We start from the raw sequence: 17394 nt of genomic DNA on the forward strand, positions 1-17394 counted from the left end.
GACTACTCCAATGGCTGAATTTGAAAAACTTCTGAAAACCGTTTTTTACTATCCTGATGCCAATAGCATCGCTATGGCAACAAAAGGAAAAGAGCGATTGCGAATCGATGGCGACGGCCATTTTGGCTTTGGCACCCGCCAAAATAATCAAGAAACCGTAAGAATCCAGGGGGAGACGAGTGATGCGTCCAAGTTGGCGCTGCTTATCAACAACGCGGCGCAAAATAGTCTTCTGGCGGTGCGCAATGACGGCAACGTTGGCATCGGCACGGCTGCCCCCGCTGCACGCGTGCACGTACCCGCAGGCGCGATCGTGAACGGCATCGCCATCGGCATGGATCCGCCCGGTGATATCGGCTTTCCTTTTCCCTATGAAACGGTTGGCACGCGACACACTGCCTACAATTTGAGGCTGCATTCCGGCAATGTCATTCATTTTCATACCGGCAATAGTCAGGCCCCGATGGCCTCTATCGATTTGTTTGGTGTCTACCAGACTTCATCCTTGGTCAACAAAGAGCACATCAACGATCTTTCCAGCCAGGAGGCAGTGGAGATATTGACAAACCTCAGGCCGGTAAAGTTTGTTTTTAGGGGTGAGCGAGAGCAGAGATGCCATGTTGGGTTCATCGCTGAGGAGGTGCCCGCGATTGCCGCCAGCGCCGACCGAACAATGATCAGCCTGATGGACATCATTGGTGTGCTGACCAGCGTGGTGAAGGAACAGCAAACGACGATATTGGCGGTGGCTGAACGAGTGGGTGTTTTGGAGGCTGCTTACAAAGATCTCGCTGAATCAGCCAAATCTCGGCAGGCCGGGACATCCCCAAGAACGGTATCGGTGCGCAAAGCTTCAGCGAAAGCGATGACAGTGCAACCCGCTCGCCGTAAGCCCAGGCGCAGCGCTACCAGTCCCACAGGCCTTCCGACGCGACGGCGCAAGCCAAGCCCTGGGAAAATTGGACAGGATTGACACGATAAGCAGGATTGATGCGATTTGGTTTCATTCTGCGGAGCTGGCCCATTCGCCCACCAACTTGTTCTTCAGTCCTTTACGCCGCTCTGCCGACAGGGGACAGGGGGGCAAGGAGACAGCGTGGCTGTTCGAGTGAGGGTGATGCGGTTGGTTAAAACGGTTTTGGTGAGCGCGCTCACGCGTGTACGTGCCCACGGCTTGTTCGTGTGGCGTTTTGCACCGCATTCACCACCAGGATGAGCATGGCGAGCTCCAACGGCATCATTTGGCCGACCTCGCGTTTGCCGGTGAGGCGCAGGCTTTTCAAAATAATGATGAGGTAGATCACTGCTGTGCGCAGCGCGATTTCCACGAACGATGGAAAGGTGACTCTCACATTATTGTACCTCTTTTAAGTTTTCCTCCGCTACCGGCGCATAGTTGCCGTCCAAGTGATGACTGCCTTTTCGTATCATGGTTTTCGCCAGTCCCGGCGCAGGCTTCTGACAAAGGCTGTCTTTTTCCTGCTCTCCGCAAACACACAGCATTCTCATATTCCGCAACTTTTCAATCTCCGGCTGCACCATAAAGCGCGTGCGTTGCTCGGTGCTCCCCCGCCAGTTCGCGAGATGAAACTCGAACTGGGCAGTTGTGCTCGATCCGAGAAAGACGATGAGTTCCACTTTGGCGCGCAACTCGTCCGGCAGCCGGTTGACGACAAAAGGAAGCACGTCCGCGCCGAAAGAATAACCGATGAGAATCACTCTCTTTCGGCAGCATCACAAGCTCACCGTGTTTGACTTGCTTGACGTATTTTGCCGTAGAGTCGGAATTGCAGACTTGGTCGCTGGTTCCCTGCAAAGGGATCCAGGGGACCTCAAGATTGGCAGCCGGCAGAAAGCTGAAGCCTTTGCCTTTGCGACCGGACTGCCATTCCAAACCACTGCCTTTGCATAGTGGTTTGCTGAGCGGCAAATCCGGACAGAAGCCAGGGCTGATGGCGCCGCCAAAAGTGGTGGACGGCGTCTGCACCAGCGTTGCATAGACCAGCATGGCGCCGGAAGAATATTCCCCCAACACCGGCGTCACGTAGCCCGGGTGGCCAGGTTGCTTCTGCACGAACTAGCCGCGATATTTTTCTTGCATTCCATCGGAAAAATATTAGCTTCGCCACACCCGTCCGGAATGCGGCGGCAGTTTCTTCTCTGAACGCTCGCGCTGTGCTCCTCGCGCTCAATTGCCCGTCCATTCCCCACAGCCTTTCGTTTCGCATATGCTGCACAATGCCACCGGCGCGATTCTTCCGTGTTGGAGGTTGGACGCGCCGGTCGGCAAGTTCGCAAGGATGATTGGCCGGACCCCATGGCAAGAATCGCATCCGGCTTTTTGTGCGCTATTCTGCCGACCCTATACCGCCTCAAATCACCACGAAACGCAGATCTCTTTGCCTGAGCCTGTTGCATGACAGTGCGCATTGTGATTGCCACGAAAAAACCTGTCAGTCCCGCCGTCCGAATCGGCCTGGTGCTGATGGTGTTGTTGTTGGCCGGTCTGGTACTGCTGGTGGCTGGTGCGATTCTTCTGCCGTTGTTGGGCGTGGCCGTGGCGCTGTCCGTGGGAATGCTGGCCTGGATTTTCATCCTCGCTCTCGCCGGCGCGCTTGCGCTCATTTGGCGGCGGGCAATGCTGCGGATCTTCTTCAATTTCGCGCGCAGCAAACACCCACAGCCGCTGGCGCAGTTGCAGCCGGACAATCTGCTGCAACTGCCGGCTTCCGCAACGGCACGGCAGAGGCAGGACAATTCGAATCAAAGCGGCCCTGAGGGCAAGCCGGAGGTGTAATGATCAACAAACTGGATCCCGGTCTGCGCCGGCGCGTGCAAGCCTTGAAGACGCAGAAGGCGGCCACGCTGGCGAAGGCATTGCTGCGGGAAGAAACGGAACGAGTCGAGCTGCTGGTGGAGTTTACCGGCGATTTGAGCGACCTCACGGCTGTCGGCTTCGAATCCTTTGGTCTGCTGCAGCATCCCCGCGAAGGCTACAAAATCGCTGCCGGTTCGATCCCGGTTGATCGCCTGGAGGACCTTGCTGCGATCGCTCATGTCGTTGCCACCGAAGGTCCCCAACCATACTATCCTCTGCTCGACTACAGCCTGCCGGAAATTCGCGCCACCGCCGTTCACAACGGCTCGCCCTCGCGCAAGGGAGCGGGCGTGGTGATTGGCGTTATCGACAGCGGCATCGATTGGCGCCACGGCGTTTTTGTGGATTGGGATGGCCGCACTTCGCGGATCCTGGGCATTTGGGATCAGATGCTCACGGCCAAAACCGGCGAAACGGCTGGTCCGGGTGGCATTGGCGTGGTATATACACAGGATCAGCTTTCCATGGGCTTGCGGGGCACCGCAACCATCCGGACATTCGACAAGAACGCGCGCGGCGAGACCAGCGGCCACGGCACCCATGTGGCCGGCATTGCCGCCGGCGACGGCGCTCCGGCGACCTGCTGTCATGGTGCCTACACCTATGTCGGCGTTGCGCCGCGGGCCGAGCTTATTGTGGCGCGCTACGATTACACCCATGCCACGCTCGGTGCCAATGTGCGTCTGGTTGCGGCATTGGATTACATTTTCAATCACCCCGAAGCTGCCGGCAAGCCGGTGGTGGTCAATATCAGCCTGGGCGTCAATCGCGGCCCGCATGACGGCACCACGCCGGTGGAAAGGGCGATCGATGCGGCAGTGGCTGCAGGTCCCGGACGCGCCGTGGTGGTGGCAGCGGGCAACTTCGCTGATACGCGCTGCCATGTCAAGGGAACCGTGCCCGGCAATGCCACGCGCGAGGTCGAGTTTGAAGTGAGGGAGGGCCACGAATATGACGCTCATCTCGATCTTTGGTATGATCGCGCCGGCACACTCAATCTGGAAGTCATTGCCGCCGGCGGCACCAGCAGCGGCGTGGTGACTCACGGCACGGACAGCTCTTTCATCGCCAATCCCACGGCTTCCAGCAATCGCCGGGTGACGGTGACCATCGATGGCACCATCAACGGCCCGCATGGCCGCGACAACAACTTCCTCATCACGATCGACAAGCCCGCTTCCGGAAACATTCCTGCGGGAAACTGGAAACTCAGACTCACCAACCCGAACGCAACGCCGGTTCATTTTCATTGTTGGATCGAGCGCGGTGACAATGCGCCGCAATTCCTGCCCGCGGTCGACCCTCCGGACGGCAAAATCCGTTCGTCTTCCGATTCCACCATCAGCACTCCCGCGACCGCCCGCGAGGCCATCTCCGTTGCCAATCACGAATCGCGCACCGGCTGCTGTGACTGCTGGCCCTCGACCGGCATCGTGGCCTCCTCGAGTCGCGGACCGGTGGCGCGCGATGCCGCCGCGAATCCGAAACCGGATATTGCCGCACCCGGTTTGTTGATCGCCTCGGCCAAGGCAGATGCCGCCAATCTCCCAGGCAACTGTTGCTCTTGTTGCCCGGATGCTTGCTGCTGTTTGTATGAAGACATGACCGGCACCAGCATGGCTGCCCCGCATGTGGCTGGCGCCGTGGCGCTGCTGCTGGAAGAAGATCCCACTTTGACCAAAGCGCAGATCTTGCATCATTTGCAGACCACCGCGCGCGACCGGCCCGCTGGCGGCCGCGATGACACCTGGGGCGCTGGCAAACTAGACGTGCAGGCGGCGATCAATTCCGTGCGCAGTGCTGGCGGTGGCGGCGGTGGTGGTGGCGGCGGGGCCTCGCCATTGCTGCCTGGCGGTTTCAATGGCAGCAGCGGCTTGCGGCATGCCCACGTACCATCCAACGGTGCTTCGGCTGGCGCAGACCTCGGGGCCTGGGGCAGCCCGCAGTTTTTGGCCACGCTGCGCATATTGCGCGCCCGGCTGCGTGTGTGTCCGCACGGCTTGGAGGTGGCAGCAGCGGTGAGCCGGCACTTCAGCGAGGTGCGGCGCCTGATCAACACCAACCGCCGCGTTGCGACGTTGTGGCATCGCAGCGAAGGTCCGCACATGCTCTGGCGCCTCATGCAAGGTGCCCTTGATGCTAAGGCGCCGGCCGCCCTTTTGAGCCGGCAGCAACGCGATTTCTTCCAGCGCTGGTGTGACCTGCTGCTGCGCTATGGCAGCCGCAAATTGCAGGAGAGCCTGCAGCGCCAGCGTGCCGCGTTGATCCTTTTGCTCAATGCACCATTGGCAGCGCACGCAGCGGCAGCCGTGGGGAGCAACCATGAGTAATGTCGCCGGTACTCTGGAACTGTTTGCAACCGAACTGGCGCGGGTATTCGAACCCCTGGCACGCCGCCTCGAGGATGAGTCAACCGATTCGGTATTGGAGTGGCTTGGTCTGCGGCTGCCGGATGGCATTGCCGGAGCGAACGAACTCGCGGCGGCATTGTCCACCAGCGCCACCGCGGCGGCGAACCTCACTGATTTGATTCGCGATTTGACCGCGGCGATCAGCCGGGATGATGCGGCGGGCGTGGCCTCCACCAGTGTGGCGCTGCTCGAACAAATCAAGACCTCGGTGAACGCTGCGCAGGCCGTTGCGACTGCGCTGCAACATCTCAGCGCCAGCGCACCCGGCCTTTCCGCACCGCAGCGGGCGGAATTGGCGGCATTTGCCGGCGCCTTCGTCGAGCGGCTGCTCAACCAACTGCTGGTGGAATATCTCGAGCAGCGTTTCCCGCAACTCGCGATTCCGCTGCTTGCCACCGGCGGCATTGAAATCGTCCGCGAGGCCGGCGGGCCGGCTGGTTCCCTTAATGGTGCCTACACGCGCAAGACGTTCCGCTTCGATCGCGCGGTGAAGTTGTTTACCGATCCCGCCGGCCTGTTGCGCGAGGTGTACAAGTGGGGTGCGCCGGACTTTGATGGCCTTGCGCTGTTCAATGCGCTGCGCAACCTGCTGGAGCGCAAGTTCGAACTGCCGGCGGAAATCATTCAACCTGGCGGTGCGCCGGCCCTGCTCGAAGCCTTTGCCTTCAATGCCGAGGTCAACAACAGCTTCAGCCCGCCGGGTGTCGATCTCTCCCTGCGTTTCCCCCTTTCAGTTGCCCGCACCGAGACCTTCAGTGCCGATGACTGGCAAGTTGAGCTGACCACCCAGGCCAGCCTCGCGGCTGATCTTGGCGCCACGCTGCGGCCGCTGTTCGATATCGAATTTGATTTGCCGAACGGTGCGGTGGATTTCCTGCTGGCCATGCATCTTGAGCGCTCGCGCACCGCCGCGCCGTTTTTGCTGCTAGGCACGGCGCAGGGTTCCCGTCTGGAAGTGCGCAGCCCCGGGCTGGGAGGGCAGCTCCGCGCCCACTTTGACACCGCGTCCCGCCGCGCCGTGTTGGATCCGGAATTTCGCGTTTCCCTGAATGGCGGCAGGATGCTGATCAGCGGGGAGGGCGGGGATTCATTCATCAGCTCGCTGCTCTCCGGCGTGAATCTCGACTCCAACTTTGATGTTGAGGCAAGTTGGAGCCCGAGTCGCGGTTTGGCGTTTGTCGGCAGCGCTGCGCTCGAAATCGCCCTGCCCGCACACGTCACGCTCGGCCCGCTGGAAATCCTGTCGCTCTACTTGAAAGCTGGTCTGGCCAGTGATGGCTCAATTCCGGTGGAGTTGTCCGGCGGTTTTTCCGCGGCGCTGGGGCCGCTGCGCGCTTCGGTCGACCGGCTGGGTTTGATTGCCACCTTCACATTTCCGCGCGGCGGCGGCAATCTTGGGCCGGCGGGAGTGGCGTTTGCCTTCAAACCACCCAATGGCATTGGCCTGGCCATTGATGCTGGCGTGGTCAAGGGCGGCGGCTATCTCTATCTTGATTTTGAAAAGGGCGAATACGCCGGCGCGCTGGAGCTGACGGTCAGCGGCTTTCTTTCTCTCAAAGCCATTGGCCTGATCAACACGAAGTTGCCGGGAGGCCAGCCGGGCTTTTCACTGCTGGTGATCATCACGGCAGAATTCAATCCCGGTTTCCAACTCGGCTTTGGCTTCACGCTGCTGGGGGTGGGTGGATTGCTGGGACTGCATCGCCGGGCACTGCTGGAGCCGCTGGCGCAGGGGGTGCGCACCGGTGCGGTGAACAGCATTCTGTTTCCCACCAACATCATCGCCAACGCGCCGAAGATTCTGAGCGATCTGCGCACCATTTTCCCGCCGTACCAGGGTACGTTTCTGATCGGACCCATGGCCAAGATTGGCTGGGGCACGCCGACGCTGATCAGCGTGGCGTTGGGCGTCATTATCGAGATGCCGGGCAATGTTGTCATTCTCGGCCGTCTGCGTGTGGCGCTGCCCACTGACGAGCAGGCGGTGCTGATTCTGCAGGTGTCCTTCCTCGGTGCATTGGAATTTGACAAGCGCCGGCTTTGGTTTTTCGCCACGCTCTATGAGTCGCGGGTGCTGTTCATCACGCTCGAGGGCGAGATGGGGCTGCTGCTGGACTACAGCGACAATCCCAACTTCGTCCTGTCGGTGGGCGGTTTTCATCCGCGCTTCACGGCGCCGCCGCTGCCCTTCCCCTCGCCGGCGCGGCTTTCGCTGTCGTTGATCAACGAGAGCTGGGCGCGGGTGCGGGCGGAAACCTATTTTGCGGTGACTTCCAACACCGTGCAGATCGGCTGCCGCAGCGAGATGTTCTTTGGCTTTGATGCGCTGAGCGTGGAGGGCTATTTCAGCTTTGATGCCCTGCTGCGCTTCTCGCCGTTTTACTTCATCGTCGTGGTTTCGACCGGATTCTCGGTCAAGGTTTTCGGCGTCGGCGTGTTTGGCGTGCACTTGCGCGGCTCGCTCGAGGGACCGACACCCTGGCATGTGAAAGGCTCAGCCGAGATCAGTTTGCTGTTCTTCTCGATTTCAGTGGACGTTGATGTCACCTTCGGTGAGCGCCGCGCGGAGACGCTGCCGCCGATCGCTGTGCTGCCGCGGATCCAGGCCGAGTTTGAGAAGCTCGAGAGCTGGCGCGCGACGCTGCCGGCGGCGGGACAGTTGTTTGTGAGCCTGCGCGATTTGGGCAGTGCCGGGGTGCTGGTGTTGCATCCGGTTGGCACGCTGCAAATCAGCCAGCGTTTTGCGCCGCTGAATCTGCCGCTCGACAAGATCGGCAATCAAAAGCCGTCCGATGTGAAGAAGGTGACGGTGGCGGTGGCAACCGGCGGCCTCGCGGTCAAAGGTGCCACCCGGGAAAAGTTTGCCGCGGCGCAGTATCGCGACATGGACGATGCCGCCAAGCTGTCGGCGCCGGCGTTTGAGCCGCTGGAAAGCGGGGTTGAACTGGGTGCCGCGGGCCAGCCCTGGGCCACGGGTCCGCTGGCGCAGCGCAACGTGCGTTACGAGAGCGTTATCATCGACACCGCCTTTGAACGCGTGCGGCTGCGCTTCTTCAAATTTTGGGACGGGCTGTTCACGCACTTCCGGGGTGGCGCGGCAGTGACGCGCGCCGCGGTGTCCCTCGCTGCCGAGAAGCAGTTGCGGCCCTTTGCCGACAGGGTCGAGATCGCCGCCGAGGCCTATACCGTTGCATTTCAAGCCGACAATCGGGCGTATGAAACACAGGCCAGCTTCGGCAGTTTTGCTGAAGCCCAGGCGCAGGTGGCGAACCTGCTGCGCTTCTCGCCCGAGCTTGTGGAAGTCATTCACGTCGTTCCCGAAGCGGAGGTGAACCGAGCCGCATGAGCACGCCAATCTCCTCTTACTCATTTCTTCCCTGGGCGCGGCAGGGGCTGGGCATTTTCCTGCGCGAGGCGGATCAAGACACCGCGGTGAAAGCGCGTGCCTCCATCGACGTGCGCCTGCAAATCAACGGGGAACAACTCAACGGCGGCACTGCCACTGCCACCGTGCCGCGCGCCGTGCAGTTGTATGGCCCCGGGGACATCATCGGCATCGATCTCAAAGCGATCGTGCGCACCGAGCCGCGTCATTATATCACCAACTTCGAAAGCAACTACCTGCCGTTGGTGGAATTCTATGACGAAGATTTTCCCTGGCGCTACACGCCGGCCCGGCCTTCATCCAATCAACTGCGGCTGCGGCCCTGGCTGGCGCTGGTGGTGCTGGAAGAAAGCGAATTCAATGAAGGCAACAACCGGCTCGGGCGGCCGCTGCCCTACATCGAGGTGGCGCAGGCCGCGCAGAAATTTCCACCGGCGGACCAGCTTTGGGCGTGGGCCCACGTGCACGTCAACGGTGGCATGACCGGCGATCCCAATGACACCACGTCGCTGGCGGCGCAACTCGATGCGACTGTGCGCGCCAACCGCGACCTGGCCTATTCGCGTTTGCTGTGCCCGCGCATTCTGAAACCCAATACCGCTTATCATGCCTTTCTGATTCCCTCTTTTGAAACCGGCCGGCTGGCGGGGTTGGGGAAAGATCCCGACACGGCACAATTTGCCACCCAGAGCGCCTGGGAGAGTTATTCCGGCAGGGTGGAGGGTGATTTCTTTCCCGTCTATCATCGCTGGTATTTTCGTACCGGCACAGTGGGCGATTTCGAGTATTTGGTGCGGCTGCTGCAGCCGCGCACAGTGGATCCGCGCGTGGGCCGGCGCGACATGGATGTGCAGTCGCCGGGCGCGAGTCTCCCCGGCATTCCCGAGCTTGGCGGCATTCTGCGCCTGGGCGGTGCGTTGCGGCCGCCGCTCGCCACACTGAGTGAGGAAGACCTTCAAGAGTATCAGCGGCATGAGCAGTGGGGCAAACCTTATCCCCATGCCTTCCAAGTCGCGCTCGCGGCGCTGATCAATCTGGCACGGGACTACACCGACAAAAGTGCGGAGCAGGCCAATGCCGGCAGCGGTCTCGGTCCGGAGGTGGAGACAGATGAAGACCCGCTGGTCGTGCCGCCACTCTACGGCCGTTGGCATGCAGAGACACAGCGCCTGGTCGCGGAAGAGGGTGATCCGGCAAAAGCGAAGTGGGTGCAGGAATTGAATCTGGATCCGCGCCATCGCACCGCCGCCGGCTTCGGTACCGCAGTGGTGCAGGAGAATCAAGAAAACTATATGGAGGCGGCCTGGCAACAGGTCGGCCGCGTGCTTGAGGCCAATCAGAAAATCCGCTTTGCGCACATGGCGCAATTCACCAGCCAAGTCTGGCATGCCCGCGAACTCACGGCAATCAACCAATCGACGCCGGAGCGTTTCGTCGCGCTGGTGACACCGGTGCAACGGCGCGTGGTCGCACAGGGCTTCACGCTGCATCATCACGTGCAACAGAGCACGCTGGCTGTGACGCTGCTGTCCAAGGCCATGCGCCAGGCGCTGCGGCCGCGCGGCCGGGTGGCGCAACTGGTGGGATTCGACGCCGGCCGGCATCGCGGCAATCTGCTGGCGCGCGCCAATCGCGGTGAAGTGTCTGCCGCACCGCCGAAAGTGGTTGCGCCGGCGCTGCCGACCGGCGAAAAGGTCGCCGAAGATCTCGGGCCGCGCGAGCTGCCGGAGAAGTGGCTGGCACTTTTGCTGCGCCGGCCCTGGCTGCGCTTCGCGCCTCTCGCGCTCGCCTTGCTGATTTTCCTCGTGCTGTTGCTCGTCAATAAAGCCGTGGCGAGTATAATTGGCGCGGCTTTGTTTGCGGGCGCGATATGGCTGACGCGCTGGCTCAACGGTATTCTGCAGCGCGGCCGTGCCGCGGAAGCGCTCAACCCGGAAACCCGCACACCTGCGAGTGTTGATCAACTGCCGGCAAGTCCGGATTTTCGCATCGGCGTGCCGGGCCAGGATCCGCCGCCAAATACCAATGGCAGAGACAGCGCGGAAGCGGTGCGCTTCAAAGGCGCGCTGCGCAATCTCTACACCGTGGACGTGGCCGAGCGCGAGCTTCCCGTGCGCGTGCGCCAGCCGCTCGATTTGCCCGGGCTGGCCTCGAGCATGCTCGAAAATCTTCAGCCCATGGTCACGATTCCGCGGCGCACGCTGGCCACGCTGGTGATTCCACCCCGCCTGCGCGGCCAACTGGTCGAGTCCTTCGGCGAAGTGATGGCTTATCCGGAAATCGACCAGCCGATGTACGAGCCGCTGAAGAACATCTCCAGCGAGATGTTCCTCCCCAATCTGCAGTTGATTCAAAACAACACCATCACGTTGCTCGAGACCAATCAGAAATTCATCGAGTCATACATGGTGGGACTGAATCACGAATTTGCGCGCGAGTTGTTGTGGCGGGAATATCCCACGGACCAGCGCGGCAGCTACTTCCGGCAGTTCTGGGACGTGCGCGGCTTTCTGGCCGAGGCGGCTGCCGATCCGGAAGCGCTGCGGGAACGGCTGCGCGACATTCCGGAGTTGCATCGCTGGTCCAGAAACTCGGCACTGGGCGATCATGACCATCGCGAGGCGCAGGGCGACAAGGAGGAAGAGCTGGTGCTGGTGATTCGCGGCGAATTGTTGAAGAAGTACCCGACCGCGGTGATTTATGCGCATCGTGCTGCCTTCGAGCGCACCAGCGACGGCAAAATCGACAAAACCCGGCCCCGCCGGCTGATGCCGCTCACGCCGGCACAGGAGGCAAATCCACCGCGCGATATTGTGAAGACCCCGCTCTACGAAGCCAGGATCGATCCGGACATCTATTTCTTCGGCTTTGACCTGACTGCGGAAAAGGCGCGCGGCGGCCAGATCGTGAACGGCGAGGAAGATGCCGGCTGGTTCTTCGTGATTAAAGAACGGCCAGGCGAGCCCCGTTTTGGTCTTGATTTGCCGCAGGCCGCACCGCAGGCCACAATCCACACCTGGAATGATCTCGCCTGGACTGACGTGCTCAACGATTTTGCCAACAGCAGGTTTCTGCGCCTCGGTGAGAAGAGCATCACGTTGACCGATCCGGGCAGCGGCAGCGAGGCCCGGCCGCAGTATCAGGAAGACAGCCGGTTTCGCTGGCATGCCGACACCCATGCTGCTGAAGTGGCTTACATTCTTTATCAGGTGCCGGTGCTGGTCGCCGTGCACGCCGCAGAGATGTTGAAGCAATCCTCATGAAGGCACGACCAAATCATGGCTGAATTCGAACAACGCCGCAGCGCGCTGGCTGAGCTGCGCGGCAGGCTGACCGAACTGCGGAACCAATCCTTGCTCGCCCGCGAAGCGGTGCGGCAACGGGAGCGCGCGCTCGCAGAGTTCACACGCAGCGCAGCCGCCGGACCCAGCGAAGAACGCACCCGCCTGGAAAGTGCGCTGCAGAACGCGCGTGAGGGCGCCGCGCGCCTGCAAAAAGAACTCGGTGGATTGCGCGACCGCGAAGCCGAATTGCTCAAAGCTTTCGAAGTCTTCACCGATCCGCGCGAAAATCTGCGGCAGTGGCCCGACCTGCATCCGATTCTGCTTTTTCCGCTGCGCCTGGAGACGCGCTTCAAAACCGGCGTGCGGGGACAGCCGCAGCTTTGGGTGCGCGTTTATCCCGACACCTGCCTGGTCGATGCCTTCGAAGATTCGCTCACCGAGCAGGAGGCGGGCAACGGCCGGACTTTTTGGGCAGCAGTGTGGCGTGCCGGCGGGGAGGAAGCGCTGGAGCGCGCGGCGTGGCGGGAACTCGTCGCTGCGCACGGCTCCGGTCGCGCCGGCTGGATCGTCCGGCATTACCAGCCGCTGAATCCCGGCGACAAACCGGAGAAGGATGATGCCACCGACATTCTCCTGATCATTACCGCCTCAGGGCCGTTGCCCACGGCGGCGATCGACTACTGGCGCGCGATGTGGATCGCCGGCGACGATCTCGCGGCACAGCAACAGGCATTCGCTCAACTCGAACTCGCAACAGGCGCGGACCAGGCGCGTGACATTGCGCAAAACTACCGGCCCTTCAACTTCAGCGACACACCCGCAGCGCCACGCACGCGCCCGGAGGTGCAGGTGAAAGTCGTGGTGCTGCAAATGGCGGCGTTGGACAGCATGGCGACCCGCCGCACTTCCTGGTCGCGCGCGCCGCAGGTCGATCTTCTGCCCGAGCGCTTTGTGCTGGTTGCCTATGGCCGCACGGGCACGCCGCTCACCGCCATCGGCAATGTGATTCGCACGCCGTTGATCGCCGGACCTGATCCCAACGCGCCGCCGGAAGAGCAGCTCAAACCCGTTGACCATACGCTGCAAATTCCGGAGCCATTGGCATGGATGTTTGATTTCGAGCAGGCGCTCGCGGCAGGCATGGCCTTCCGCGTCAACCTCAATGCCGAACAGGCGCGCGAGGGTTTTGAACGGGTCATCGTGCTCGGCGTGCGCCTGGGCGATTCCCCGGAACAGGCAACCCGCCATCTCGAGCAACTACTCGAGCATCATCTCTACAGCCGGACCGGCCTGGAGTTCATTACCCAGGGCACACCCACGAACAACACCGAACAGGCCGGCTCGGGTTATTCCTTCCGCGATGACCCCGACGCGACGTTTGACCTCTTTTTCCGGCGCACTCCCGCGTATACGCTTGAAGATGATCCGTTGCTGCGCCGCGACGGCCAGTGGTTCGCCGATCTACTGGGCGTGCGCCACGAGCTGGTGCAACAGATTCCCCATGCCGGCGGCCGGGATCAAAGCGAGGCGCGCGCGATGCAAATCGTGCTGTGGTCCGGAACGCTCGGCTACATGATGAAGACCTTGCTTGCGCCGGTGTTCTCCGCGCCGGAAATCGCTGCCACACGCTCGTTTTTCACGCGCTACGTCAGCGGCCGGGGACCGCTGCCGGCGTTGCGCATCGGCAACCAACCTTACGGCGTTCTGCCCGTGACAGCATTCGACCGCATCAACTGGTTTGCCGCGCGCGCAGGCGCGGAATTCCCGGGACGGCTCTACCAGATCCTCAAACGCATTGACGATGATTGGAAACCGCTGGTCGCACAGCTCAGCTATGTCGGCAAGCCGGGCGGTGATCCGCATCAAATCCTGCTGGATGTGCTCGGCCTGCATCCGGCCTCGGTCGAGTATTATCCCCTGCAGGCCGAGAGTGTTGCCCACAAGTTCTACGAGCTGGCTTTTTTGAACTACTCTGTCGCGCTCAATCTCCTCGGCCTGTTTCCTGCGATTCTGCCGCTCACGTTGCTGCGCAGCTTCGGCTATGCCGGAGAAGAGGTGCCTGACCTTCTCAACCTAATCTTCAAAGCCCGCCAGACACCGCTCACCGGGCCGGTGATTGACGACCGGCCGCTCTCGGAAACCGCGCCCATCCGCAAATATGCCGGTGATAAGAACTATATCGCATGGCTGATTGATGCCGCTCGTGCGGGCATCGAGGCGATTCAGCAGGAAAAGGGTTTTGACGACAACAAGAAACCCACGGCTTTGTTGTATTTGCTGCTGCGCCACGCGCTGCAATTGAGTTTTCACGAGACCGGCGTCAGGTTGAAGGCGCTGATTAGACCGCTCGGCGAAGCGCAAAATCTGCAACGCATGCTGCGCGAGCCGGCGTTTGTTCATATCAGCGAAAGAGCGGAAACCAGCGAAAGCCGTTACGACCTGCTCTTTCGGCCTGACGAGCGCGTGACCCGCGATCCCAAGGTGTTGTTGGGCGATTACATCGCGCGCAATCTCCAAACGGCCGATCCAGAATTGCGCGAACAAATCGAGGCGCTCGAACGGCTGGCCGGGGTGCCGACCGCCCGCCTGGAGCGCATTTTCGCTGAACATCTTGATTGCTGCAGCTACCGGCTGGACGCATGGAAAACCGGACTGCTCGCCTGGCAGCTCGAGAGCATGCGCGCACCGGTTGCGGGCCGGGAACCTTCCGGTATCTTCCTGGGCGCCTTCGGCTGGCTCGAAGCGCTGCGGCCGGAAAACAAAGTGTTGACTCCTGTGACTCTGCCGGCGGAGCTTGACAAGCTTGTGAACCGGCGCGACTCCCCGCCGTTGGTGCGCGACAATACCAACCTCGGCCTGATCCACGCGCCTTCGCTCAACCATGCGACCACTGCCGCGGTGTTGCGCAACGGCTATCTGGCCAACGATGGCCGCCTCGCGGTGAATCTCTCCTCGCGACGAGTGCGGCTGGCGCTCGGCATTCTCGAAGGCATGCGCAACGGCCAGTCGCTGGGCGCGCTGCTGGGTTATCAGTTCGAACGTCACGTCCACGACCACGGCCCGCTGCAGGTCCGCGATTTGATTTATCATTTGCGCCGGGCCTTTCCCCTTGCGGCCAACCAAATTGCCAAAACCAACACCGAGACCGGTGAAGCCCGCGAGTCGATCGCAGCGATGAACGTCGTCGACGGCAGGAAGTTGGTGGAACATGCCGAACGCACCCGCGCATTCACGTATCCGTTCGGGGTGACGGCTCTGCCGCGCCGCGCTGCGAATCAGGAGGCCGCGCTCACGGCGGCGTTGGCGCATATTCGGGACATCAACGACGCGGTGGCTGATCTTGTGCTGGCCGAGGGCGTGCATCAGGCCGTGCTCGGCAACTATGAGCGTTCAGCGGGTACGCTCGAGGCCTTTGCCCGGGGCAACTATCCCCCCGAACCGGAAGTGATCCGAACCCCGCGCAGCGGCATCGCCCTGACGCTGCGCACGGCGATTCATTTCTCTCCTGCACCGCCGGCGAATCCGCGGCCCACGATCGCGTTGACGCCGCTGGCCTCGGCCGAGCCTGCAGTCAATGCCTGGCTGGCAGACCGGCTGCCAGTGCCGGCGCGGGTGGGCTGCCAGGTCACATTCACCGATCGCACCAGCAACAGCGAGCAAACTGTCTTCATCACGCAAGAGCAGCTCGCGCTGCAGCCGATCGATCTGGTTTATCGCCTCGAAGCCGGCAAGGACCAGGCGCTCGGCGACCTGGATGATCAAATTCTCCGCTACTTGCACGCGCATCATGCGCCGCGCCACGATCGTGAAATCCGCCTTCGCCATACCGAACGTGTGAACGGCAAGATCACCTGGTTTGAATTGCAGGCGTTGCTGCGCAGCCTGCGGCCGCTGGTGACGGCCTCGCGGCCGCTGCAACCAGCGGATTTGATGCGCGCCAACGACGCGACGCAGGAGCAACAAGCCGCGGCCGCCCTGCCGCGGACGCGCGTGGCTGACCGCCACGACGACCTGCGCGACAACTTGCTGCCCGCACTCGACAGTCTCGCGGCGGCGCTGCAAAACGCCGGGGTGTCCATCGATGATGCGCTGACACAATTTGCTTCCACCGTGGCACGTTTCGCCGCGTATCGCCTGCCGCAGACCGGTACCGGCTTTGTGTTCGAATGGCGCGCCGCTACCTACAGTGCGTTGGCCGCAAAGATTTCCGACCGCGTCAATGCGTGGAACGCACGCCTGGCGCGCTTCGAGGCGGCGCTGGCAGAATACGATGCCCAGGCTGCGGGATTGACCGAGAGCGAACGGGTCACCCGCCTGCAAGCCCTGGAGGTCATTCTCAAAACCATGCTCACCAGCCCCGCACCGGATTCGGTTGCTTATCGTGCTGCTCTGAACAACCTGCGGCTGGCGTTCATTGCCAAGCGTGATGCTTTGCAGCAACTGGTCGATCAGCCGCGCGCCACACTCACCGCCCTGCTCGACGCTGCCAGGGCGGAATTGCCGCTCGCTGAATTCGATCCGGAAGCTCCCGACTTCTCCAGTGAGGAGGGAGAGATCGCCCGCTTTCGCACGCAATTGCGCGAGGCGGTGATCGGTTTGAAAGAAGACACCCAGCAACGCCTGGCACAGGTGGAGGCACTGTTGGTGCAGCATGATGCTGCTGCCTCTGCGTCACGGGTAAAATTGCTGCAAGAAGCGGGGAAGATTCTGTTGGGGGAGGATTTCCAAATGGTGCCCCAAATCACGCTGCCGGAAGCGGCTGCCGAGGAGTTGGCGAATGCCTGGCAGCACAGCCTCTCGGGCGATTTGACACGACATCTCATCGATACCGGCGGCCGCGACTTTCCCGTGGATGACTGGCTGCATGGCATTGCCCGCGTGCGTGATAAAATGCGCCATTGGGAGAATGCCGCGCTGCTCGGCGAAGCCCTGACCGACTCCCCGGCCGCCGAGCTGACACCGCTGCAATTGCCGTTTCAAGCCGGCGAGCCCTGGCTGGCATTGGAGTTTCCCGAAAGCCACCAGATCAACAGCGACCGGCTGCTCTATACCGCACATTTTGCCGAGCCGTTCGACAAAACCCAGCCGCTCGCCGGCCTGCTGCTGGATGAATGGACGGAAGTGATTCCAACCCCCAACCAGACCACCGGCATTGCCTTTCATTATGACCGTCCCAATTGCGAGCCGCCGCAATCATGGCTGCTCGTTCTGCCGGCGGTGCGCGACGGCGCCTGGTCCTGGGAGGAATTGCTCGCCGCGGTGAACGAGGCGCTGGATGTTGCCAAGCGCCGTGCGCTCGAGCCGGTGCACCTCGACGACACCGTCTACAGTTGGTTCCTGCCGGCGACCATGTCCGCCTACACATTTCCGGAGATTTCGATTTCGAACAATCTGCTGCGCAACCTGCAGCTCTACGCCGAGCGGCCGAAGGAGTGA

8 protein-coding genes are annotated in these 17394 nt (G+C 61.8%); 6 read left to right on the forward strand and 2 right to left on the reverse strand.

Translation table 11 applies throughout. The annotated features are described in order from the left end of the window. Positions 1-10 precede the first annotated feature (10 nt). Positions 11-973, forward strand: a complete 963-nt coding sequence (locus ONB52_02495; GenBank protein MDZ7415011.1) for a tail fiber domain-containing protein — start codon at positions 11-13, stop codon at positions 971-973. A gap of 178 nt (positions 974-1151) precedes the next feature. Here the strand turns inward: ONB52_02495 and ONB52_02500 are convergent, their stop codons facing one another. Then, positions 1152-1352, reverse strand: coding sequence for a hypothetical protein (locus tag ONB52_02500; GenBank protein MDZ7415012.1), 201 nt, complete (start codon positions 1350-1352; stop codon positions 1152-1154). A 1-nt stretch (position 1353) separates the two neighbouring features. Beyond that, the gene (locus ONB52_02505; protein ID MDZ7415013.1) at positions 1354-1719 is read right to left on the reverse strand and encodes a virulence factor; all 366 of its coding nucleotides are present in this window, start codon (positions 1717-1719) and stop codon (positions 1354-1356) included. A 697-nt stretch (positions 1720-2416) separates the two neighbouring features. On the opposite strand from ONB52_02505, the gene ONB52_02510 reads away from it, so the two are divergent. Genes ONB52_02510 through ONB52_02530 form a run of 5 tightly spaced genes read left to right on the forward strand, consistent with a single transcriptional unit; the run spans position 2417 to position 17394 of the window. After that, positions 2417-2797, forward strand: a complete 381-nt coding sequence (locus tag ONB52_02510) for a hypothetical protein (GenBank protein MDZ7415014.1) — start codon at positions 2417-2419, stop codon at positions 2795-2797. After that, positions 2797-5208, forward strand: a complete 2412-nt coding sequence (locus tag ONB52_02515; GenBank protein ID MDZ7415015.1) for a S8 family peptidase — start codon at positions 2797-2799, stop codon at positions 5206-5208. The genes ONB52_02510 and ONB52_02515 overlap by 1 nt, the downstream gene beginning before the upstream one ends. Beyond that, entirely contained in the window at positions 5201-8635 is a 3435-nt protein-coding gene (locus tag ONB52_02520; GenBank protein ID MDZ7415016.1) for a hypothetical protein, read from the forward strand. The genes ONB52_02515 and ONB52_02520 overlap by 8 nt, the downstream gene beginning before the upstream one ends. Next, on the forward strand, positions 8632-11937 hold the full coding sequence (locus ONB52_02525) for a hypothetical protein (protein ID MDZ7415017.1): 3306 nt from the start codon (positions 8632-8634) through the stop codon (positions 11935-11937). The genes ONB52_02520 and ONB52_02525 overlap by 4 nt, the downstream gene beginning before the upstream one ends. 15 nt (positions 11938-11952) lie before the next feature. Continuing rightward, a complete protein-coding gene (locus ONB52_02530) occupies positions 11953-17394 on the forward strand; it encodes a hypothetical protein (protein ID MDZ7415018.1) in 5442 nt (1813 codons plus the stop codon).

This window comes from candidate division KSB1 bacterium, from assembly GCA_034506255.1.
GTDB lineage: Bacteria > Zhuqueibacterota > Zhuqueibacteria > Zhuqueibacterales > Zhuqueibacteraceae > Coneutiohabitans > Coneutiohabitans thermophilus.